Source organism: Serratia sp. Je.1.23.a, assembly GCF_051129805.1.
GTDB lineage: Bacteria > Pseudomonadota > Gammaproteobacteria > Enterobacterales > Enterobacteriaceae > Serratia > Serratia liquefaciens.
Map to the genome: position 1 here is coordinate 849,903 of NZ_JBCPSR010000001.1, position 21,695 is coordinate 871,597.

Below are 21,695 nucleotides of genomic sequence, written 5' to 3' on the forward strand. Positions count from 1 at the left end.
ACCATCGATCGGCGGCGTTTATTCTAGTCGCTATGGCGCATGACAGCCAGCATAAAGCTGAGTTCCTGCGCCACCGAACGCATTTTTACCCGTTGTATTTCAAGCCGCAACGCCGTCGTCTGCAGCCAGAGACGTGCTCTGCCCAATGGCATAGCCGCCGGTGCCGAGGATGCGCAGCCTGAAATTTAGCGGGATAGCTCTCTTTTAGTAGCCAAGGAAAAAGTTCAGTTCAGCGTTGCCGTTCTTCGGCAAGGCGTCACCGGCTTTGTGACACGGCTGATTTCTACGGTGTGGTAACAGATTAAGGGGGAGTAGGGTATGGCGAGCGAACGGTATTGGTGGGGTATTTTGAGCTGTTTCCTGCTGTTCAGCCTGGTGTATCTCGGCCAGCAGAGCGGAGTCTTTGGCAGTACCGATCATGAGCATCGGGGGGAGACCGGCCTGTTGCTGTTCGTGATACCCGGCGTGGTTGCCAGTTATCTGTCGAGTAAAAAACGCATTCTCTGCCCGTTACTGGGTGCGCTCTATGCACTGCCGCTGTGCCTGATCATCCGCCACTTTTGGTTAACACCCTCTTATTCGTTCTGGCAGGAATTGGCTTACGCCACCAGCGCGGTATTCTGGTGCATGTTTGGCGCGCTGCTGGCGCTGTTTATCGGCGGCTTGTTGCAGGCTTATCTGCAATGTCACCGCCGCGAACGGCAATAAAAAAAGGCGCTTTGAGCGCCTTTTTGTCGTTCTTGCCTGAAACTTACTGGAACAGGTTCAGGTTTTCTTTGGCATAAGCTTCGAAATCGGTGCAGCCGCCGATGTGTTTCTCATCGAGGAAGATCTGCGGAACGGTTTCTACCGGTTTGCCAACGGTTTTTTCCAGATCGGCTTTGGTGATGCCTTCAGCGTGGATATCAACATAACGGAAGTTGAAATCGTCACGTTCTTCAGTCAGTTTTTCCGCCAACTCTTTCGCACGGACACAATAAGGACAGCCTGGGCGCCCGAAGATAACTGCAAACATGCAACACTCCTTAGATTGATATTCAATAATTTAATCGCAACTGCAATGACATTCTGTCAGTCAAAAAAGACTTAAGGTTGAGCATTACCCGCATTGATGGCGCCTACTATGCCCGTTGGGTCAGCGAAAAAAAAGCAGGAATTACCTGTTAATCTGATTCATCTAACCGATTAAGCCGCCGGGGCTGTCGCCATCGGGGGGAATTCACTACACTGGAGGCAGAGCTTCTGGAGAAGAAAAATATGCGTTCATTCGGTGACTTACCCCGTACGGTGTTGGTTTTGGAAGGCCTGGGCATGCTGTCATTAGTGCTGGCTTATCTGAGCATTCACGGTCACGTTCAATTGCCGGGCTGGTTGGCTTCCCAGCAGGCAGCGGTGGGCATGATTTTCCTCGGCGTGGCGCTGATGGTCCCGGCGGCGGCTTTTTTGGTTTGGCGCGTGGTGCAAGGATTTGGCCCGCTAATGCGCGGCGGTCAGCCGCCGCAGAACGATCGGCATAAGCCTCATTCGCCGGTCGATAAAAACGACAGTGAGCCGCGCGGCTGAGTGATGGCCGTCGGTGCAGGCCTGCCTGGCAGGTGATTGCCTTTTTGGGGTGACGAGTGAAAATTGCCATTCTTTCGCGCGATGGAACGCTGTACTCATGCAAGCGTTTGGTGGAGGCGGCAGAGCAGCGCGGCCACAGCGTGGATATTATCGATCCGCTTTCTTGCTATATGAACATTAACCCGGCCGCGCCGACCATTCATTATCGCGGCCGTCAGTTGGAACGCTACGATGCGGTGATCCCGCGCATCGGCTCCGCCATCACCTTTTATGGTACCGCCGTACTGCGCCAGTTTGAGCTGCTGGGTAGTTACCCGCTGAATGAGTCGGTGGCGATCACCCGTGCACGCGACAAACTGCGTTCGCTGCAGTTGCTGGCACGCCAGGGGATCGATCTGCCAATCACCGGTTTCGCCCATTCGCCGGACGATACCGGTGATTTGATTGAGCTGGTCGGCGGTGCGCCACTGGTGGTGAAACTGGTGGAGGGGACGCAGGGTATCGGCGTGGTGCTGGCGGAAACCCGCCAGGCGGCGGAAAGCGTGATTGACGCCTTTCGCGGCCTTAACGCCCATATCCTGGTGCAGGAATATATTCGCGAGGCACAGGGCAGTGACGTGCGTTGTCTGGTGGTCGGCGGCAAGGTAGTGGCCGCGATTGAGCGTCAGGCCAAGCCCGGAGAGTTCCGGTCCAATTTGCACCGTGGCGGTACCGCCCGCAAAGTGAGCATCACCGCCAAAGAGCGAGCTGTTGCGGTTAAGGCGGCCACCACGCTGGGACTGGACGTCGCCGGGGTAGATATTTTGCGAGCGACTCGCGGCCCGCTGGTGATGGAAGTGAACGCCTCACCGGGGCTTGAAGGGGTGGAAACCACCACGGGATTGGATATTGCCGGCATGATGATCGAGTATATCGAGCCGCGCGCCAGAGCGGGATTTCGTCTCAAGTCGGGCGGCTGATGTCGCCGACCAAAATCGGCTTTGCAATCGCCAGCTTTGTGGTTTTTTCCCGGCGATATTTGCCCAAATAGCGAATTAAGCCGCATTGATCGTGGCATCGCGGGGGAATATTCCGTAAGCTATGCGCCTTTTCGCGTTTTGAATATTGTGAGGCTGGTATTATGGATTCACTCATTGTCCCTGATTTGGCGTTGTTGCGACGCTGGCTGGATCAATCGGGCATTTCATTCTTTGAGTGCGATTCCTGTCAGGCGCTGCACCTGCCGCACATGCAAAACTTCGACGGCGTATTTGACGCCAAACTCGATCTGGTGGACAACGTTATTCTGTTTTCCGCCCTGGCCGAGGTGAAGCCGACCGCGCTGATCCCTCTGGTGGCCGATCTCAGCCAGATCAACGCCAGTTCGCTGACCATCAAAGCCTTTGTCGATATCCAGGATGATAACCTGCCGAAGCTGATCGTCTGTCAGTCACTAAGTATAGCCGTGGGCGTCACGCTGGAACAGTTCGCGCACTTTATGCAGCAGGGCGAAGAGCAGATCTCCATGGTGATCCTCGAGGCGCGGGCGAACGATCTGCTGTTTATGGGTGACGAAGAAGAGAACCCGGCTAGCGCCGAACGCCTGCCAATGTTGCACTGATCCCCGCTGTAGATTATGCATGTCGCCCTTCTGGCGGCATGCTGCCGTTATTCCCTTCCACGATAATATATTCTGCGTTTTACCCTCTTTTGCCCGATATTTCTCGCCGTTTATGCCATTAATGGCGTATCACATAGAGAGAAACTGCATAAAAAATCGATAAAAGCCGTTTTTGCCCCCGGAGGCTGGTGCGTTTTGGCAACAGCGGTTATGCTGCTGATTCTGCTAAGGGCTTGCGATTCCCCAGGTGACCATGCGGGCTGGGCAGTTGAAAAAGGTGTCTGCAATCAACTGCATAGCTATTCAATCCGCGGTTGCAACGATTGCGCTCGATCAGGAAAGGTTTTGTATCAGTTTGCGATACAAGTTCAATTCTATGATTCACCCCTGTTTTGGAGGAAGTTACGGATGGTCACCCAACGTAAAAAGTGGTTATCGGGTGTTGTTGCCGGCCTGCTGATGGCCGCGTCCGTCACGGCGTCAGCCGAGGAAAAAACGCTGCACGTCTATAACTGGTCCGACTATATTGCGCCGGACACCTTAGCCAAATTCCAGAAAGAAACCGGCATTAAAGTGGTGTACGACGTCTTTGACTCCAATGAAGTGTTGGAAGGCAAACTGATGGCGGGCAGCACCGGTTATGATCTGGTAGTGCCTTCATCCAACTTCCTTGAGCGCCAGTCGAAGGCCGGTATTTTCGAGCCGCTCGACAAGAGCAAGATGCCGAACTACAAAAACCTTGATCCCGAAATGCTGCAGTTGGTGGCACACAATGACAAGGACAACAAGTACGGTATCCCTTACCTGATGGTGACCACCGGCATCGGCTATAACGTCGACAAGGTGAAGGCGGTACTGGGCAAAGATGCGCCGGTCGACAGCTGGGATCTGATCCTCAAGCCAGAAAACCTCGAGAAGCTTAAAAGCTGTGGTGTTTCCTTCCTGGATGCGCCGAGCGAGGTTTACGCTACCGTACTGCACTACCTGGGCAAGGATCCCAACAGCACCAACGCAGCGGATTACACCGGTGCGGCCAACGATCTGCTGCTTAAGCTGCGGCCGAACATCCGTTACTTCCACTCTTCCCAATACATCAATGACCTGGCGAACGGCGATATCTGCGTAGCGATAGGCTGGTCCGGTGATGTGATGCAGGCGGCCAACCGCGCCAAAGAGGCGAAGAACGGCGTGAACGTGGCCTATGCCATTCCTAAAGAAGGGGCGCTGACCTATTTTGACATGTTTGCCATGCCGGCAGATGCCAAAAACAAGGACGCCGCCTACCAGTTCCTGAACTTCCTGATGAAGCCTGATGTGATGGCCGGCATCAGCAACTACGTCTATTACGCCAACGCGGTGAAGGACTCCACTCCGCTGGTGAAAGCGGAAGTGCGTGATAATCCGAACGTCTACCCGCCGGCCGATCTGCGTGCCAAGCTGTTCACGCTGAACGTGCAATCGCCGAAGTTGGATCGTGTGATTACCCGCGCCTGGACTAAAGTTAAAAGCGGACGCTAGTACTCAGGGCCCAAAATGCCGGGCCCGGCTTTCAGTGTTGTCTTGACCAGCAGGCGGGGCTACCCGCCTGCATTGCCATTTTGGGCCATGGCAATCGCCGTGGTTTTTTGTACTGTTTGCACCGGAGAGCACCCCGATTGAACGACGCTATCCCTCGTCCTCAAGCCAAGTCGCAGAAGGTCTTCACCCCTCTGCTGGAAATCCGTAACCTCACCAAAACCTTTGACGGCCAAAATGCGGTCGAAGACGTTAGCCTGACCATCTACAAAGGCGAAATATTTGCCCTGCTGGGCCCCTCCGGCTGCGGCAAGTCGACGCTGTTGCGCATGCTGGCCGGTTTTGAACAGCCGACGGAAGGGCAAATCGTACTCGATGGGCAAGACATGTCGCACGTGCCGCCATACCAGCGGCCGATTAACATGATGTTCCAGTCCTACGCCCTGTTCCCGCACATGACGGTGGAGCAAAACATCGCCTTCGGCCTGAAACAGGACAAGATGCCGCGTGGGGAAATCACCGAGCGGGTAGCGGAAATGCTGTCGCTGGTCCATATGCAGGAGTTTGCCAAACGCAAGCCGCACCAGCTTTCTGGCGGCCAACGCCAGCGTGTGGCGCTGGCGCGCAGCCTTGCCAAGCGGCCAAAGCTGCTGCTGCTGGATGAACCGATGGGTGCGCTGGATAAAAAACTGCGTGACCGTATGCAACTGGAAGTGACGGACATTCTTGAGCGCGTCGGCGTGACCTGCGTGATGGTCACCCACGATCAGGAAGAGGCGATGACCATGGCAGGCCGTATCGCCATCATGAATCGCGGCAAGTTTGTGCAGATCGGCGAGCCGGAAGAGATCTACGAACACCCAAACAGCCGTTTCAGCGCCGAGTTTATCGGTTCGGTCAACGTATTTGACTGCGTGCTGCAAGAGCGTCAGGACGATGCCCTGATCCTGCAAAGCCCCGGTTTGCGTCATGCGATCAAGGTAGACTCCGACGCCTCGGTGGTGGACGGGGTGCCGATCCAGGTTGCGCTGCGACCGGAAAAAATCATGCTGTGCGAAGAGATCCCGGAAGATGGCTGCAACTTTGCCGTGGGGGAGGTGGTGCACATTGCCTATCTCGGCGATTTGTCGATCTACCATGTGAAGCTGCTCAGCGGCCAGATGCTCAGCGCCCAATTGCAAAACGGTCACCGTTTCCGCAAAGGGATGCCGACCTGGGGCGACGAAGTGCGGCTGTGTTGGGAAGCCGACAGCTGTGTCGTGTTAACGGTGTGAATGGCGAAGGTGAGGAATAATCATTATGACAATGCTTGCTGAACGCACGCCGCCGGAACCGCCGGCCAACGGGCCCGGCCCGCTGAAAGCCTTTTTCCAGCGCCTGCAAATGGCCCACGGCCGCAAACTGGTGATTGCGGTGCCGCTGCTGTGGCTGACGTTGCTGTTCCTGCTACCGTTCCTGATTGTGTTCAAGATCAGCCTGGCGGAGCTGGCGCTGGCGGTCCCGCCCTACACTGACCTGATGAGTTGGGCTGACGGCAAGTTGGACATCGCGCTCAACTTTGCCAATTACCTGCAACTGACCGACGATCCGCTGTATCTGGACGCCTATCTGCAATCGCTGCAGGTGGCGGCGGTGTCAACGGTATGTTGCCTGATCATTGGCTATCCGTTGGCCTGGGCAGTGGCGCACAGCAAAGCATCAACCCGCAATATTTTGCTGCTGTTGGTGATCCTGCCGTCGTGGACCTCATTTTTGATCCGCGTTTATGCCTGGATGGGCATATTGAAAAACAACGGCATCCTTAACAATTTCCTGCTGTGGCTTGGGGTTATCGATCAGCCGCTGGTGATCCTGCATACCAATCTGGCGGTCTATATCGGCGTGGTTTACTCCTACCTGCCGTTTATGGTGCTGCCGATTTATACCGCCTTGACGCGGCTGGATTATTCGCTGGTGGAGGCCTCGCTGGATCTGGGCGCCAAACCGCTGAAAACCTTCTTCAGCGTGATTGTGCCGCTGACCCGTGGCGGTATCATTGCCGGCTCGATGCTGGTGTTTATCCCGGCGGTCGGCGAGTTCGTGATCCCGGAACTGCTGGGCGGGCCTGACAGTATTATGATTGGCCGGGTACTGTGGCAGGAATTCTTTAATAACCGCGATTGGCCGGTAGCTTCGGCGGTTGCCACCGTGATGCTGCTGCTGTTGATTTTGCCGATTATCTGGTTCCACAAGCACCAGAACAAGGAAATGGGGGGGCAGGGATGAACAACTTGCCGGTAGTGCGCTCACCGTGGCGTATCGCTATTTTGGTGCTTGGTTTCACCTTCCTGTATGCGCCGATGCTGATGCTGGTGATTTACTCGTTCAACAGTTCAAAACTGGTGACGGTGTGGGCGGGTTGGTCGACACGTTGGTATACCGCGTTATTCCATGATTCGGCGATGATCAGCGCCGTCGGGCTCAGCCTGACCATTGCTGCCGCTTCAGCGACCGCCGCCGTAGTGCTTGGTGCGATTGCTGCGGTGGTGATGGTGCGTTTTGGCCGTTTTCGTGGTTCAACCGGCTTTGCCTTTATGCTGACTGCACCGCTGGTTATGCCGGATGTGATTACCGGTCTGTCGCTGTTGCTGCTGTTTGTGGCGATGGGGCATACGTTGGGTTGGCCGTCGGAACGCGGCATGTTCACCATCTGGCTGGCGCACGTCACCTTCTGTACTGCCTACGTTTCAGTGGTGATCAGTTCGCGCCTGCGTGAATTGGATCGCTCGATCGAAGAGGCCGCGATGGATTTGGGCGCGACGCCGTTGAAGGTGTTTTTCGTGATCACGTTGCCAATGATTGCACCGGCGCTGGTTGCCGGCTGGATGTTGGCATTCACACTGTCGCTGGATGACCTGGTGATTGCCAGCTTCGTCGCCGGGCCGGGCGCGACCACCTTGCCGATGCTGGTGTTCTCCAGCGTGCGTATGGGGGTTAATCCGGAAATCAACGCCCTGGCCAGTTTGATCCTGCTGGTGGTGGGGATTATCGGTCTGATCGCCTGGTGGTTTATGGCTCGCTCGGAAAAACAGCGATCGCGCGAATTACAAAAGGCCGCCCGTAGCTGAGTCTGATTAAACCTGCTATTTTTGCAATTATTGGTATTGCAATTGATTACCTGACTTTATATATCTCGTTTGAATATACCCTACAGCTTTAGAGTTACAGCCAGGCGGCCAGCTCGCTCTTCCCCAGGCGCTTACTTAAGTAACTGGGGTGTGAGCGCAGGTAACCACGCTGCAACTTGAAAGATGAGGGTATAGACGGCGTTTTCGTTGCGGAACATGGATATGGCAGACATGCTGAACAGCAGGCAGGGAATGAGAACGACTTCAGATGCGCCAGTACCGGTGATGGTGGCCGGTACGGCGATGGTGGCTATCAAATGCATCAGCGTGCTGTTGCTGTTGGGTGAACTGGGCGTCGATGGCGCTCAGGAGTTTGTCAGCACCAGCGCCCAGGCCTGGGATTCCACCCTGATATTTTTGGCTGGTCTGGTGCTGCTGTGCCTGCAAATCAGCTGCGGTTTTGCGGTAATGCGCGGTCGCAATTGGGGTCGTTGGGTCTATGTTGCCTGTCAGTGTGCGGTGGTCGGTTATTTGCTGTTGGCGACCATCGGCAGCTTTTTGCCCGAAGTCTTTACCGTGGAGGGCGAAACCAGCGGCCAAATTCTGCACGTGTTAATCCTGCAGAAAATCCCCGATGTCGTCATCCTGGCCTTATTGTTCGTTCCTGCCACTAGCCGCCGCTATTTCGCCGCGCGCAATTGAGATTTTAAGGGCGTAGAGTGATAAACTCTGCGCCCTTAATTATTCACCCCGAACTCAGAGTCAACTTAATGCATTGCGCCTTGTATGCGGCGGGCACCTGCCGTTCTTGTCAGTGGCTGGAAAAGCCTTACCCGCAGCAGCTGACAGACAAACAGCATCACCTGCAATCCCTGCTGGCCGAACGCGACGTCGCGCATTGGCTGGCGCCGATTGCCGGCGAGCAGAGCGCATTTCGCAATAAGGCCAAAATGGTGGTTAGCGGCAGCGTAGAGCGCCCGTTGCTCGGCATGCTGCACCGCGATGGCACGCCGGTTGATCTGAGTGGCTGTCCACTGTATCCCGCCAGTTTTGCGCCCATGTTCGCGGTGTTGAAAAGTTTTATCGCCCGCGCCGGTTTGACGCCCTATAACGTGGCGCGTAAGCGCGGGGAACTGAAGTACCTGCTGTTGACCGAAAGCACCCACAGCGGCGGCGTGATGCTGCGCTTTGTACTGCGTTCAGAGGGGAAATTGGCACAGCTGCGGGCGGCGTTGCCCTGGTTACAGCAGCAATTGCCACAACTCAGGGTGATCTCCGCCAATATTCAGCCGGTGCATATGGCGATTATGGAAGGAGAGCTGGAGATCCCACTGACCGAACAGCAGGCGCTGGAAGAGCAATTTAATCAGGTGCCGTTGTATATCCGCCCACAAAGTTTTTTCCAGACCAACCCAAAGGTGGCGGCTGAACTGTACGCTACCGCTCGTGACTGGGTTCGTGCATTGGGCATCGAAAGCATGTGGGACCTGTTCTGCGGTGTGGGAGGATTTGGCCTGCACTGTGCGCAGACGGATACCCGCCTGACCGGTATTGAGATCAGCGCCGAGGCGATTGCCTGTGCGCGTCAGTCAGCGAAAACGCTCGGTCTGCAACAGGTTAACTTCCAGGCGCTGGATTCCACGAAATTTGCCACCGCTGAGGGTAGCGTCCCCCAATTAGTGCTGGTCAATCCGCCACGGCGCGGCATCGGCAAGGATTTGTGCGACTATCTGAATCAGATGGCGCCCGGCTATATTCTCTATTCGAGTTGTAACGCCGAGACGATGGCGAAAGACATTGAGATGTTGCCGGGTTACCGCATTGAACGCGTGCAACTGTTCGATATGTTCCCTCATACCGCCCACTACGAAGTGCTGACTCTGCTGGTACGCCACTAAAGGCGTTTTGGGCAATAAGCATACAGTTTGAAATAGGGCGTGCATACCACGCCCTGGAGAGATCTTACTGCGGGAACCACTTGTCGTTGATGGCTTTGTAGGTGCCGTCGGCCTTGATGGCGTCCAGAGCGGCATTCAGCTTGGCCAGCAGCGCCTGGTTGTCCGGACGCACAGCAATGCCCAGGCCGGTGCCGAAGTATTGGGCATCGGTAACGTGCTCGCCGACCGGCGCCAATTGCGGGTTATTCTTCAGCCACTCGTTGACCACCGCGGTATCACCGAACACGCCGTCAATACGGCCATTTTTCAGTTCGAGAATGGCGTTCTGGTAGCTGTCGTAAGAGACGGTGTTAATCTCCGGGTGCTTATCCTGCATGTATTTTTGATGGGTGGTGCCGTTCTCCATACCGATCTTTTTGCCTTTCAGATCCGCCAGCGAGCTGAACTTGCCTTTCTGCGCGATGACGATTGCCGAGTTGGCGTAGTAAGGCTGGGTAAAGGAAACCTGCTTGCTGCGCTCTGGCGTGATGTCCATACCGGAAATCACCGCGTCGTATTTTTTGAATTTCAGGGCGGCGATCAGGCTGTCGAACGCCTGATTGGTAAAGGTGCATTCGGCTTTCATTTGCTTGCACAGCGCGGTAGCCAGATCGATATCAAACCCGACAATCTTGTTGCTGGCATCCAGCGATTCGAAGGGGGGATAGGTGGCGGAAGAGGCGAAGCGAATGGTCTCAGCTGCACTGGCGTTGAAGGCGATGCCCGCCAATACCGTAGCGGCAAGTAATAGTTTTTTCATGCGTAAAGCTCCTGTCTGCAAGTCTGCGTGTTTTTATCTCTTCACCGCTTGATTTTACTGACAATAACCCAAAGGTTTTGGCGGCTGTTTATCGACGTTTACCCTGACATTTAATGCATTAATATGCAATATAAATGATTAAAAAATTACGACGAAAATAAAAAAGCCCTGCACGATGGCAGGGCTCCGAAACCTGAGGGGGCGGGCTCAGTTGCGGCGCTCGAATGCCAACGCCCGACGCTCGACCATGCGCATCAACAACGTCAGCAGGCCGTTGACGCACAGATAGACCAACCCGGCAGCACCAAACACCATCACGTCATAGGTACGGCCATACATCAGCTGGCTGTATCCCATCACTTCCATCAGGGTAATGGTGTAGGCCAGCGAGGTGCTCTTGAACACCAACACCACTTCATTGGAGTAAGACGACAGTGCGCGCTTGAAGGCAAAGGGCAGCAGGATACGCAACGACTGGGCACGCGACATACCAAGCGCTTCGCAAGATTGCCACTGACCGGCGGGGATCGCCCGCACCGCACCGTAAAACAGCTGGGTAGTGTAGGCCGCGCTGTTCAGCGCCAATGCGATCATCGCACACAGCCACGGCTGCGACAGCAGATCCCACAACCACGGATATTCGCGGATCGCCGGGAACTGGCCGGGGCCGTAGTAGATCAGGAAGATCTGCACCAGCAGCGGCGTACCGGTGAACAGGGTGATATAGATTTTCACCAGCGGCGTCAGGATCGGCGTTTTCAGCGTCAGGATCACCGTCAGCACCAATGACAGCAGCAGTGCCACGATCAGCGCGGTAACGGTCAGCGTCAGACTGGTGTGCAGCCCTTTGATAATTTCCGGCAAGAACTCAAACATCAGGCTGGCCCCCGCTCAAAACGCGTGGTGCGCAGTTCAATGCGTTTGATGATGTACTGGCTAAACAGGGTCACCACCAAATAGATGGCCGCCGCGATCACATACCAGGTAAAAGGCTCCTGGGTACGAGTGGCGATGCTCTTGGTCTGCAGCATCAGATCGTTAACGCTGATCAGCGACACCAGCGCGGTATCCTTCAGTAAAACCAGCCACTGATTGCCCAGCCCTGGCAGGGCGTGGCGCCACATCTGCGGCATGATCAGGCGAAAGAAAATCGCTGCAGTGCTCATCCCCAGTGCCTGGCCGGATTCCCATTGCCCCTGTGGCACCGCTTTGAGTGCCCCGCGCAATGTTTGTGACGCATAGGCGGAATAGAGCAGGGCGAGGGCAATTACGCCACACAGGAACGGGCTGACTTCAAAATTATCAATCGCCAGCTGGACGGGCAGCTGGAACAGGCCAAAGTTCAGGGTGAAGCCGTCGGACAGCATCAACAGCAGCTGCGATGAGCCGAAATAGATGAACAGCACCACCAGAATTTCCGGCAGGCCGCGCAACAGCGTAACCCAGGCGGTGCCGAGCCAGCTGACCACTTTCCAGCGCGATGACTCCCAGACGGCAAACAGCATCGCCAGGATCAACCCGAGGATAAGGGCACAAACGGCAAGGCCGACGGTCATCCCGGCGGCGCTTGCTAGAGGTTGAATTTCATTCATGGGGATAGATTACTGCTGGAACCATTTTTTGTAGATGGTTTCGTAAGTCCCATCCTGTTTGATCTTGTCGAGGGCAGCATTGAACTTGCCCTGCAGATCGGTATTTTTCTGGCGAACGGCAATGCCAAGCCCGGTACCGAAGTAGTCTTTGTCGGTCACCTTATCGCCTACCGCGGCCAGAGCGGCATTCTGTTTCAGCCATTCGTTGACCACTGCGGTGTCACCAAATACCGCGTCAACGCGGCCATTCTTCAGATCCAAAATGGCGTTCTGATAGCTGTCGTAAGGCACGGTGGTGATTTCAGGGTGCTTATCGGTCAGGTATTTCTGGTGCGTCGTGCCGTTCTGCACGCCCACTTTTTTGCCTTTCAGCGCCGCTACGTCGGCAACTTTGCCCTTCTGGGCGACAAACAGCGCGGAGTTGTCGTAATACGGTTTGGTAAACAGCACCTGTTTTTCACGTTCAGGCGTGATGTCCATACCGGCCATGACCGCGTCAAAGCGCTTGAACTTCAGGCTCGGGATCAGGCTGTCAAAAGCCTGATTGGTGAAGCTGCACTCGGCCTGCATTTCTTTGCACAGGGCATTGGCCAGATCGACGTCAAACCCCTGGATCTTGTTGCCGGCGTCAATAAATTCAAACGGAGGATAAGAAGCTTCGGTAGCGAAACGGATCGTTTCGGCTGCAGAGGCGGAAACGCTGATGCCAGCCAGAACGGCGGCGATTATTAGTTTTTTCATCGCAAACTCCCCAAATTACAGCAAGTAAAATTGTTAGTGTGATAAGTAATTGGCAAACTCGGTGGTCTGCGGCTGCGCAAAGTGGCTGGCATCGCCTTGTTCCACTACGTGGCCGTTTTCCATGTAGACCACGCGGCTGGCGGTTTTGCGCGCCACTTCCACTTCGTGGGTGACGATCACCTGGGTGATCCCGGTGCCGGCCAGCTCGCGAATGATGCTGACGATTTGGGCGGTGATTTCAGGATCCAGCGCGGCGGTCGGTTCGTCGAACAGCAGCACCTGCGGCTCCATCATCAGCGCACGGGCAATGGCCACGCGTTGCTGCTGGCCGCCGGAAAGGTGCAGCGGGAAACGGTCGGCAAAATCGGTCAGGCGCAAACGCTTCAGCAACTTGTCGGCACGCTCCATCGCCTGAGCCTTGGTCAGGCCAAGCACGCGACACGGCGCTTCGATCAGGTTTTGCACCACGGTAAGGTGAGGCCAGAGATTATATTGTTGGAATACCATGCCGACGTTCTGACGCAGCTCACGAATGGCTTTCTCGCCTGGGGCCTGCTTGAAGTCGAATTGATTGCCGGCGATCTGCAACTGACCCGAGCGCGGCATTTCCAGCAGGTTCAGCACCCGCAGCAATGAACTTTTCCCCGCGCCGCTTGGACCCAGCAGCACTAAAGTTTCCCCTGCTGGGCAATCCAGCGTGATGTCAAACAGCGCCTGATGTGCGCCGTAATAGCAGTTGATACCGTTAAGTTGAATGCTCATGCGCCAGAATTGAATAGATATTGATGCCGCGAATGTTAACTTCCACAGAATACTTATGCAATCTTTGTGCGTTAAAATTTATTACTGCGCGGCAGGATAGTAAAAGAATAGCACAAGATACCGCGAGTCAGGTTCGAAGGGGGGATTTGTCGTGCACGCTGTGAGGTATGTAGCGAAAATTCTCAAAGTGAACGAATGTTGAGCGGAATCAAGGCATTTTTTTCCCCACCGACATCAAGCAGATGACGGTGGGGCGTGTGAGCTTACTGGTTTTCCAATACCTGACGCAGCGTCCCGCTGGCGGCATGCGGCGGCACGTTCAGATAGCGGATATCATCCACCACCCAACAGGTGCCTTCACGCACCATCAGCACCTCATCCTGCCAATTGACCGCGCTGCCGCCGTCCTTCTGGTAGCTGAGCTGTACGCGCAATGGAATATTTTTGGCGTCGGTATTCGGGATGGTAGAAGCGCTGGCAACGGTGGCGCTGGTCGGTCCCTGCGCGTTGCCGGTAAACAGATCGCCAGTGACCTGATGTTTGCCCGGGTTCTGGTTGGCGGTCACCAGATCCTGATACAGTACTTTACTCAGGTAAGGCTGCAACTGCGCCAGACGGTTGCTGTCGGGCAGGGTGGTAGCGGCGCCCTGTTGCAGGCGCAGATCGTAAAATTTCTGTGCGACCGTATCCGGGCCGCCTTCCACACAACCGCCGGTACGGGAGCCGATATCCTTGAATGCCGGTTCGACGGTGGTGCAGGCACTCAGTAACAGCGCTAAGGGCAAAACAGCCGCAATCGTTTTTGTTTTCATCTCATTACCTTATGTGAAAGTCTCTACCATGAAGACCATTAGCCTACAGTATAAATGCGATTTCTGGCCTTGCATTCGTACTGCGTGCCATTTCAATACAGAACATAATGCCAAATCAATGGTCAGATAAGTGCGATGAATCAATCAAGCAAGGAGTTTTCATGCAGCTTTCCACTACCCCGACCCTGGAAGGGTTTACTATTACCGAGTACTGCGGCGTTGTCACCGGCGAGGCCATTTTGGGCGCGAATATTTTCCGCGATTTTTTTGCCGGCGTGCGCGACATCGTGGGCGGCCGTTCGGGCGCTTATGAGAAAGAGCTGCGTAAAGCGCGCCTGATTGCCTTCCGGGAGTTGGAGGAGCAGGCGAAAGAATTGGGCGCCAATGCGGTGGTCGGCATTGATATCGATTACGAAACCGTGGGTAAAGACAGCAGCATGTTAATGGTGACCGTCAGCGGTACCGCGGTGAAAGTCAGCCGCTAATCCTTTCTTTGCCCCCGGCCAAGGCCGGGGGCATTCGTTTATCCTACCTTGTGTTCTTCCACTTTTAGCGGGCGATGTTCCTGCGGTTTGGCCGCTGGGGCAGGGTGATGCTGTGCCTGTTGAATCTGTGGCTGATGGAACGGCGTTGGTGCGCTATGCGACATCATGGCATTTGGCCGTGGTTGAACCGGCTGTGGGCGAATAACGTTAGCCTTGGGCGCGACGTGTTCGACAGGTTTAACGGCCGGCAACTGCGCCCTTTGCTGTACGCTGACAGGTGTCGGTAGATGTTGTTCAGGCGTACGAGCCGGTCGCATCTCGGCCTGATGAACGGGGGCCGTGACTGTCGCTGGGGGCGGGCGCACGGCTGCCGGTGTTGAATGAGCGAAACTCGGCAGGGTCATTGGCTGCTGAACATGGGCGACCGGTGTCATCGCATGGGGCGCTGGCGTAGCTGCATGGGCAAAGTTCGGCGCCGTCATCGGCTGGCGTTCATTGGCTGCGACGGGCGGCGTAAAATGTGGCTGTTGCAGGTTGGCAACCTTAGGGGCCGCATAAGGCGTTGGTGCGGCAAAATGCGGCACCTGATTGACTGGCGCATTGTGATAGTTATTCACCGTGGTGCTGCGATTCACATTATTGTATTGGTTGATATTGGTGACACGGTTAATCACCGTGGTGGAGTGCGAGATATAAGGCGCATTGTTATAGACCACCGGTTGACGCCGATCATTCCAGCGCACGTCCCAGCTATGCCAGTTGTCATGATGCTGATTGATCAATCCCCCGACCGCGACGCTCACGCCAAAACTGATCACGCCTGCCGCCAGCATATCGCCACTGCTATAGCCTGAGGCACTCTGATAGTGATAGCTCGGGTAGGCCGGGACAGGTTCGCCATAGGCCACCCAGGGATCGTAACGCGGCACGTAAACCACATCCGGTTGGCTGGGTTCGATGACAATGGTTTGCGCCGGCGCAACCACGACGCTTTGCGGATAGGGTTGCGGTTCAACGTAACGGGTTGCAGGCGTGATGACCACCCTTTGCTGCGGCGACGTTTTCAGCGTGCCTTTGGCGGCGGCACGTTGGCGCATGACCTGAATGGCGTTCATCACGTCGGTAGGGTCGTTGAGATAAGCGCTGCCCAGCGCGGTGGTCCAGGGAATATTTTTAGCCATCTGATCCAGCACGTCAGGAAATTGTACCAAACCGCGTACGCTGGGGTCCCAGGGTTGAGCGCCAGCGGCTGCGGTGAGCGCGGCCGGTTGCAGCCCCCGGTTTTGCGCCAGCCAGTTATCCGCCGCGCTGATTTGATCGGGATAACCCGCACCGGCCAGCACCTGCGCCAACAGTTTGTCAGGAAAAAGCGCCACCGGGCTGACCAGTTGATACAATTGATCGGCACTCAGTGGCGTATAGGTTGATGCTGCCGCGGGCGTGGCCACAGCAGGCGCGCTTCCCCCCATGGTATTGGCCACCGTTTTTTGGTCACAGCCGCTGAGCGGCAGCATGGCGATGCAGATCAGCCAGGCGACAGGGTTGAGCTTGAACATGAGCGACTCACTTTTATCAGCGCAGGTAATACTATGAAGCTATCATCTGCCATGGAGTCCGCCAGCGCGGCGCAACACTCACTTGCACATCTGGCCTCTCTGTCATCATTTATTGATTAACTTGATTATTGGATACAGATTAATCAATTTGAGTTACAAATTTGAGCCGCTCGACGGCAGGAGGGATTCGTGAAAATTTGGCCAGGGATATTTGCTGCCGCATTGCTTGCCGGCTGCCAAAGCGCACCGCAAAGCACCACCATAGACCGGGGCGACTATCAGTTGGAAACCCTGCATCAGGCGCAGGGAGCAGACCAGCGCATTCGTTTTCTGGTGATGCATTACACCGCAGAAGATTTCCATTCCTCGCTTAAAACCCTGACGGATGAACACGTCAGCGCGCACTATCTGCTGCCCGCGCACCCGCCATTGGTACAAGGCAAACCGGTGGCGTTTCAACTGGTGCCTGAAGCCCTGCGCGCATGGCATGCCGGGGCCAGCACCTGGCGCGGCAGAACCAACCTGAACGATACCTCGATAGGGATTGAAATAGTCAATCGCGGATTCAACCGCACCCTGCTGTTTACCCATTGGCAGCCCTATACGCCACAGCAAATAGCCCTGTTGATCCCGCTGAGCCGCGATATCATCCAACGCTATGGCATTCAGCCGACAGACGTAGTGGGGCACAGCGATATAGCGCCCCAACGCAAACAGGACCCGGGTCCGTTATTCCCCTGGCGGCAACTGGCGCAGGCCGGTATTGGCGCCTGGCCGGACGAGCAGCAGGTGCAGAAGCTACTGGCCGGCCGCGACAAGCAGGCGGCCGTGCCCCTGGCTCCTTTGATCGAAAAGCTGGCGCGTTACGGTTATGGTATTGACGCTCGGTGGGATGTCAGGCAGCAGAAGAACGTGCTGGCGGCGTTTCAGATGCATTTCCGGCCCAGCGATTATCGCGGTGAGCCGGATGCGGAGACGGAGGCGATCGTTGATGCCTTGCTGTTGAAGTACGGGGCAGCTCGCTAATTAAAGGCCGTGCAGTTTACCGTGTTCTTTTAGCCAGCGAGCGGTGCGGGAAATGCCTTCATCGAGCGAAACTATGGGCCGGTAATCCAACTCCTGCTGGGCACGAGTGGTGTCCAGCGTCAGATCAAAATTGAGCTTGGCGACCCCATAGTGGGTCAGTACCGGCTCTTTCTCGCTTTTGCTGCCGAGTTTCTCCATACCGCGCGCCATCATATCGAGCATGGGATAGGGCACAGAGCGGATCCGGCACTTCATCCCCAACTCGTCAATTAACTGCTGCACTACGCTGTGCAACTGACGTGGCTGCTGATTGGTGATGTTATAAGCGCGGCCGGACGGGGTATTTTCTTTCTGGGTGGCCAGCCACATGGCGTGCACCGCGTTTTCCAGATAGGTCATGTCCACCAGTGCCGCGCCGCCGCGTGGCAGCAGCAGGTTGCCGTAGCGTTTGATCATTTGCAACAGGCGCGGCAGCATCACTTTGTCATGCGGCCCGAACAACCCCTGAGGACGCAGAATGGTGAAGTGGGTTTGCGGGTTGGACATCGCCAACTGCTGGATCACCTGTTCACCGGCGGCTTTGCTGCGCGCAAACTCGTTGGCATAGCGCGCGGGGCGGAAGTCTTCGGTAATGTTGCGATGGTGATGGTAATCGAAGTAGATCGCCGGCGAAGAGATATGGATAAACTGCGAAACGCCGTAGGCCGCTGCCCACTCGCCCAAGCGACGGGTAGCGCGCACGTTGGCCAGTTCGAAGGCTTCTTCGGTGCCCCATGGCGAGGTGAAGCTGGAACAGTGCCACAGCACGTCCACGTCGGCCAGCATGGCTTTGGCCTGCGATGAGATCAGGTTGGTGAGATCGGCATGAATGAATTCCGCGCCCATTTTTTCCAGCAGACTGCCCATGGCCTGGTTGCGGCCGGTGGCACGCACTTTAATGCCCTGGCGGCGGAGATATTCAACGGCGTTACGGCCTAACCCACTGGTTGCACCGGTGACCAATACCTTCATAACGAACTCTATTCTCACCAAAAATCAGAATGCTGACGGCCTTCAGCGGCGTTCCAGCAAATAAGATGCCATTCTTCCGTTATTTCGTGCGCTATGCAATCGGAAAGGCCCTAACCGCAGCAGTAAACTGTGCGGTTGATCGACAAATAAGCGATGGTCAGGACATATTGCGCGGGTTCTCTTCGGCCAGCCTGGCGATACGGCGCGCCATACCGCGAAAAATGAACAGGTGAGCGGGCATCATGGCGAACCAATACAGCAGTCCGCTAAAACCGGCAGGGTGCCACCAGGCACGCACATCCAGGGTGCGGTGGTCGCCATGATCTTTGATGGTGAACACCAGCCGGCCCAGCCCCGGCGCTTTCATGCCGAACAGCAACGCCAACTGCCGCAGCGGTTTAATGGTGATGACCTTCCAGCCATCGACCAGGTCGCCAATGGCCAACGTCTCACGCTGGGGGCGGCCATAAACCACGCGATTGCCGATCATATCGTCCATGCGGGCACGGATTTTCCACAGGATATTGGCGTAAAAATAGCCCTCTTTCCCGCCCAGTTGCTGCACCGTATGCCACAGCGCCTGGCTGGAGGCCTGGGTTTCCAGCGAACAGCCCGCCTGTTTCGGGTAGAAGCCATAGCCAGGTCGCCAGCGGGCTCGTGCTTCCGGAGCGTAGCCCCAGTCGGCGGAGTCGACCACTTCTTCCTCGCGCCGCAGGGTAGCCGCCACCGCCTGATCGAAGGTTTGCAGCGTCTGTGGAATCAGAGCCTGTAGCGGTTTACCGTCGGCGGGAAGATCGTGGTTCAACCCCTGGATCAACGCATTGGCGATCGAGGTGGGCACCGAGGTGATCATGCTGATGAACCATACCGAGATAAACCGGGTGGGCAAGGGGATGGGGATCAGCCAGCGTTTTTTTCCGCTGATGGCAATGAAGCGTTCAAACATTGTTTGATAACTGATGTACTCCGGGCCGGCGACGTCAAAAATGCGGTTTTCTTCCGCCGGGTGCGCCAACAGATCGGCCAGATACACCAGCAGGTTTTCCAACGCGACCGGCGAAGATTTGGAACGTACCCAGCGCGGCGGGGTTAGCACCGGCAGGTTGTAGACCATATCGCGCATAATTTCGAAGGCCGCCGAACCGGGGCCGACAATGATGCTGGCGCGCAGCTCGGTGACCGGTACGCCGCTCTGGCGCAAGATCTCCCCGGTCAGCTTGCGTGCCACCAGGTGCGGTGAACTCTCGCCTTCCGGTTGCAGCGCACCGAGAAAAATGACCTGTTTTACGCTGGCGTTGCGTAGCGCATCGCGCAGATTCTCCGCCGCCTGGCGTTCTTTTTCGATAAAGTCATCACCGTCGCCCATACCGTGGATCAGATAATAAACGGCGTCGATCTCCCACAGCGCGGCGGTCAGGGTTTCTGGTTGGTAGACATCCACATACTGGCAGTTGACCTGCGGCCAATGCTGCTCCTGAAGCCATTCAAGGCGGCGCGCGGCAGCGGTAATGCTGTGTCCCTGTTCGATCAGGTGGGGGATCAGGTTCTGGCCAATATAGCCGCTGGCTCCAAGAACCAATACGCGTTGAGGTGTCATTAGCGCTGCCTTATGCAGTGGAAGTCGATGACAGCATGCCAAACTCAGGGTTTAAATGCACTTTTTGTGTGGTTATGCGGGCATTGCATCCACCTTAAGGCAGCGTCACACTACGCACCGTTTGTCTGTGCTAAGCCGAAAAAATATGAAACTCAATGCCGTTTGTTATGCCCTGTTAGGTCTGGCGCTGATCGCCAGTTTATTTTTCCTGCATCCGATTTGGATGTGGTGGCTGTTGGCTAACCTGCTGACGTTATTGGTGTACGGTGTCGATAAACTGGCCGCGCGCAAGGGTTGGCGTCGGGTGCCTGAAATCACGCTATGGGTGTTCGGGCTGGTGGGTGGCTGGATTGGGGCGATCGTTGCGCAGCAATTGTTCCGTCACAAAACCCAAAAACAGCCGTTCAAAAGTTGGTTTATCTTCAGCGTGGTGTTGAACGTCGTGGCAACGTTGGCGATCTGGTATTGGGTTTACGGCCGCTGGATCCTCTAAAACACGGGGCGTGTTAGCGCCCCGTTGAGGCATGCATCAGGCATGCTGCTTGAGGAATTGTTGCCACAAATCGACCACGTGCTGTAAATCCTGACGGCTGACGTCGAGGTGGGTCAAAATACGCGTCAGCGGACCGCTGCTGATCAGCACGCCGCGCTCGCGCATCCAGGGGCCCAGTTTTGCCGCCAATTCAGGGGACTGACGCAGGTACAGTACGTTGGTTTGCGCGCCCGGCTCGGCGATCTCCACGCCAATGTTTTGCAACTGCTGCTCCAGCCACTTGGCGTTATCGTGATCTTCCCGCAACCGTTCGACATTATGCTCCAGCGCATAGAGTCCCGCGGCGGCCAGAATACCGGCCTGACGCAGGCCGCCGCCGGTCATTTTGCGCCAGCGTATCGCCTGCTGAATAAAGGCTTCGCTGCCGCACAACAATGAGCCTACCGGTGCGCCCAGCCCTTTCGACAGGCAAATGGTGAAGGTGTCGCAATACTGCACGATCTCTTTCAGCGGCACATTCAGCGCGACTGCGGCGTTGAAGATGCGCGCCCCGTCGATATGCAGTGCCAGCTTGTGTTCACGGCTGAATTGCCAGGCCTGTTGCAGGTACGCCAGCGGTAAAACGCGGCCGCTGATGGTGTTTTCCAGGCTCAGCAGACGGGTTCTGGCAAAGTGAATATCATCGGGTTTAATTGCCGCCGCGACCTTGTCCAGCGGCAGGGTACCGTCCGGGTTGGCTTCAATCGGCTGTGGTTGGATGCTACCCAGTACCGCGGCACCGCCGGCTTCGTATTTATAGTTATGCGCCTGCTGGCCGACGATGTATTCGTCACCGCGCTGGCAATGGCTCAGCAGCGCTACCAGGTTTGCCTGGGTGCCGCTTGGCAAGAACAGCGCCGCCTCTTTACCGGACAGGCGAACCGCTTCCGCCTCCAGTGCGTTGACCGTGGGGTCATCGCCATAAACGTCATCACCGACTTCGGCCTGGGCCATAGCTTCACGCATAGCGGCGCTAGGGCGGGTTACTGTGTCGCTGCGTAGATCAATAAGCATAAAAATTCCTTATCCCCTTCATCTTTCAAGCCGCAGCGTTGTTGGCTGCAACTTGAAATATATTGGGGATAGCTAATGTGAAAGA

The 21,695-nt window shown here is 56.1% G+C and carries 25 protein-coding genes; 13 read left to right on the forward strand and 12 right to left on the reverse strand.

Annotated features, from left to right (window positions below; all coding sequences use genetic code 11):
• Positions 1 to 23: 23 nt before the first annotated feature.
• Positions 24 to 152 (reverse strand): hypothetical protein, encoded by a 129-nt coding sequence (locus AAZT04_RS04115; protein ID WP_434679044.1) that lies wholly within the window; start codon positions 150 to 152, stop codon positions 24 to 26.
• A 166-nt stretch (positions 153 to 318) separates the two neighbouring features.
• Between AAZT04_RS04115 and AAZT04_RS04120 the strand changes: the two genes are divergently transcribed.
• Positions 319 to 708: an inner membrane protein YbjM gene (locus tag AAZT04_RS04120; protein ID WP_048761796.1), complete on the forward strand. Its 390-nt coding sequence runs from the start codon at positions 319 to 321 to the stop codon at positions 706 to 708.
• 43 nt (positions 709 to 751) lie between these two features.
• Here the strand turns inward: AAZT04_RS04120 and AAZT04_RS04125 are convergent, their stop codons facing one another.
• A complete protein-coding gene (locus AAZT04_RS04125; protein ID WP_012006074.1) occupies positions 752 to 1,015 on the reverse strand; it encodes a GrxA family glutaredoxin in 264 nt (87 codons plus the stop codon).
• A 242-nt stretch (positions 1,016 to 1,257) separates the two neighbouring features.
• Here AAZT04_RS04125 and AAZT04_RS04130 point away from each other — a divergent pair, with 242 nt between their 5' ends.
• From AAZT04_RS04130 to rlmC, 9 genes are all read left to right on the forward strand, one after another.
• A complete protein-coding gene (locus AAZT04_RS04130; protein WP_044549449.1) occupies positions 1,258 to 1,563 on the forward strand; it encodes a YbjC family protein in 306 nt (101 codons plus the stop codon).
• 56 nt (positions 1,564 to 1,619) lie between these two features.
• A complete protein-coding gene (gene rimK, locus AAZT04_RS04135) occupies positions 1,620 to 2,522 on the forward strand; it encodes a 30S ribosomal protein S6--L-glutamate ligase (RefSeq protein ID WP_046374023.1) in 903 nt (300 codons plus the stop codon).
• A 161-nt stretch (positions 2,523 to 2,683) separates the two neighbouring features.
• Positions 2,684 to 3,163: a YbjN domain-containing protein gene (locus tag AAZT04_RS04140; protein WP_048761800.1), complete on the forward strand. Its 480-nt coding sequence runs from the start codon at positions 2,684 to 2,686 to the stop codon at positions 3,161 to 3,163.
• Between the two features lie 408 nt (positions 3,164 to 3,571).
• On the forward strand, positions 3,572 to 4,681 hold the full coding sequence (gene potF, locus AAZT04_RS04145) for a spermidine/putrescine ABC transporter substrate-binding protein PotF (protein ID WP_020826078.1): 1,110 nt from the start codon (positions 3,572 to 3,574) through the stop codon (positions 4,679 to 4,681).
• A 137-nt stretch (positions 4,682 to 4,818) separates the two neighbouring features.
• Complete coding sequence (gene potG / locus AAZT04_RS04150; protein ID WP_020826079.1) at positions 4,819 to 5,952, forward strand: putrescine ABC transporter ATP-binding subunit PotG; 1,134 nt, start codon at positions 4,819 to 4,821, stop codon at positions 5,950 to 5,952.
• 25 nt (positions 5,953 to 5,977) lie between these two features.
• Entirely contained in the window at positions 5,978 to 6,943 is a 966-nt protein-coding gene (potH, locus tag AAZT04_RS04155; protein ID WP_020826080.1) for a putrescine ABC transporter permease PotH, read from the forward strand.
• Positions 6,940 to 7,785, forward strand: a complete 846-nt coding sequence (potI, locus tag AAZT04_RS04160) for a putrescine ABC transporter permease PotI (RefSeq protein ID WP_020826081.1) — start codon at positions 6,940 to 6,942, stop codon at positions 7,783 to 7,785. Before potH ends, potI begins: the two co-directional genes overlap by 4 nt.
• Positions 7,786 to 8,007: 222 nt before the next feature.
• Positions 8,008 to 8,487 carry a YbjO family protein gene (locus AAZT04_RS04165; RefSeq protein ID WP_116691166.1) on the forward strand — a complete coding sequence of 160 codons (480 nt, stop codon included), beginning with the start codon at positions 8,008 to 8,010 and terminating at the stop codon, positions 8,485 to 8,487.
• A gap of 68 nt (positions 8,488 to 8,555) precedes the next feature.
• Positions 8,556 to 9,683 carry a 23S rRNA (uracil(747)-C(5))-methyltransferase RlmC gene (gene rlmC, locus AAZT04_RS04170; protein WP_129940211.1) on the forward strand — a complete coding sequence of 376 codons (1,128 nt, stop codon included), beginning with the start codon at positions 8,556 to 8,558 and terminating at the stop codon, positions 9,681 to 9,683.
• A 64-nt stretch (positions 9,684 to 9,747) separates the two neighbouring features.
• On the opposite strand, the gene artJ (AAZT04_RS04175) is transcribed toward rlmC, so the two are convergent.
• The 6 genes from artJ (AAZT04_RS04175) to AAZT04_RS04200 form a co-directional block, all read right to left on the reverse strand.
• Positions 9,748 to 10,482: an arginine ABC transporter substrate-binding protein gene (artJ, locus tag AAZT04_RS04175; RefSeq protein WP_115059312.1), complete on the reverse strand. Its 735-nt coding sequence runs from the start codon at positions 10,480 to 10,482 to the stop codon at positions 9,748 to 9,750.
• A gap of 207 nt (positions 10,483 to 10,689) precedes the next feature.
• Positions 10,690 to 11,358: an arginine ABC transporter permease ArtM gene (gene artM / locus AAZT04_RS04180; protein WP_129940212.1), complete on the reverse strand. Its 669-nt coding sequence runs from the start codon at positions 11,356 to 11,358 to the stop codon at positions 10,690 to 10,692.
• Positions 11,358 to 12,074, reverse strand: coding sequence for an arginine ABC transporter permease ArtQ (gene artQ, locus AAZT04_RS04185; protein ID WP_041414381.1), 717 nt, complete (start codon positions 12,072 to 12,074; stop codon positions 11,358 to 11,360). The genes artM and artQ overlap by 1 nt, the downstream gene beginning before the upstream one ends.
• A gap of 9 nt (positions 12,075 to 12,083) precedes the next feature.
• Positions 12,084 to 12,815 carry an arginine ABC transporter substrate-binding protein gene (gene artJ, locus AAZT04_RS04190; RefSeq protein WP_020826087.1) on the reverse strand — a complete coding sequence of 244 codons (732 nt, stop codon included), beginning with the start codon at positions 12,813 to 12,815 and terminating at the stop codon, positions 12,084 to 12,086.
• Positions 12,816 to 12,848: 33 nt separating this feature from the next.
• A complete protein-coding gene (gene artP, locus AAZT04_RS04195) occupies positions 12,849 to 13,577 on the reverse strand; it encodes an arginine ABC transporter ATP-binding protein ArtP (RefSeq protein WP_020826088.1) in 729 nt (242 codons plus the stop codon).
• Positions 13,578 to 13,840: 263 nt separating this feature from the next.
• Positions 13,841 to 14,389, reverse strand: coding sequence for a lipoprotein (locus AAZT04_RS04200; RefSeq protein ID WP_020826089.1), 549 nt, complete (start codon positions 14,387 to 14,389; stop codon positions 13,841 to 13,843).
• Positions 14,390 to 14,550: 161 nt separating this feature from the next.
• Here AAZT04_RS04200 and AAZT04_RS04205 point away from each other — a divergent pair, with 161 nt between their 5' ends.
• Complete coding sequence (locus AAZT04_RS04205) at positions 14,551 to 14,874, forward strand: heavy metal-binding domain-containing protein (RefSeq protein WP_020826090.1); 324 nt, start codon at positions 14,551 to 14,553, stop codon at positions 14,872 to 14,874.
• 38 nt (positions 14,875 to 14,912) lie between these two features.
• On the opposite strand, the gene AAZT04_RS04210 is transcribed toward AAZT04_RS04205, so the two are convergent.
• Entirely contained in the window at positions 14,913 to 16,430 is a 1,518-nt protein-coding gene (locus tag AAZT04_RS04210) for a DUF3300 domain-containing protein (protein ID WP_434679053.1), read from the reverse strand.
• 189 nt (positions 16,431 to 16,619) lie between these two features.
• On the opposite strand from AAZT04_RS04210, the gene AAZT04_RS04215 reads away from it, so the two are divergent.
• A complete protein-coding gene (locus tag AAZT04_RS04215) occupies positions 16,620 to 17,456 on the forward strand; it encodes an N-acetylmuramoyl-L-alanine amidase (RefSeq protein WP_046374018.1) in 837 nt (278 codons plus the stop codon).
• Here the strand turns inward: AAZT04_RS04215 and AAZT04_RS04220 are convergent, their stop codons facing one another.
• A complete protein-coding gene (locus tag AAZT04_RS04220; RefSeq protein WP_020826093.1) occupies positions 17,457 to 18,467 on the reverse strand; it encodes an NAD-dependent epimerase/dehydratase family protein in 1,011 nt (336 codons plus the stop codon).
• Between the two features lie 157 nt (positions 18,468 to 18,624).
• Positions 18,625 to 20,064: a DUF2867 domain-containing protein gene (locus AAZT04_RS04225; protein ID WP_434679055.1), complete on the reverse strand. Its 1,440-nt coding sequence runs from the start codon at positions 20,062 to 20,064 to the stop codon at positions 18,625 to 18,627.
• Between the two features lie 145 nt (positions 20,065 to 20,209).
• Between AAZT04_RS04225 and AAZT04_RS04230 the strand changes: the two genes are divergently transcribed.
• On the forward strand, positions 20,210 to 20,557 hold the full coding sequence (locus AAZT04_RS04230; protein ID WP_048761815.1) for a DUF1294 domain-containing protein: 348 nt from the start codon (positions 20,210 to 20,212) through the stop codon (positions 20,555 to 20,557).
• A 36-nt stretch (positions 20,558 to 20,593) separates the two neighbouring features.
• On the opposite strand, the gene ltaE is transcribed toward AAZT04_RS04230, so the two are convergent.
• Positions 20,594 to 21,610, reverse strand: a complete 1,017-nt coding sequence (ltaE, locus tag AAZT04_RS04235) for a low-specificity L-threonine aldolase (RefSeq protein WP_020826096.1) — start codon at positions 21,608 to 21,610, stop codon at positions 20,594 to 20,596.
• Between the last annotated feature and the right edge of the window lie 85 nt (positions 21,611 to 21,695).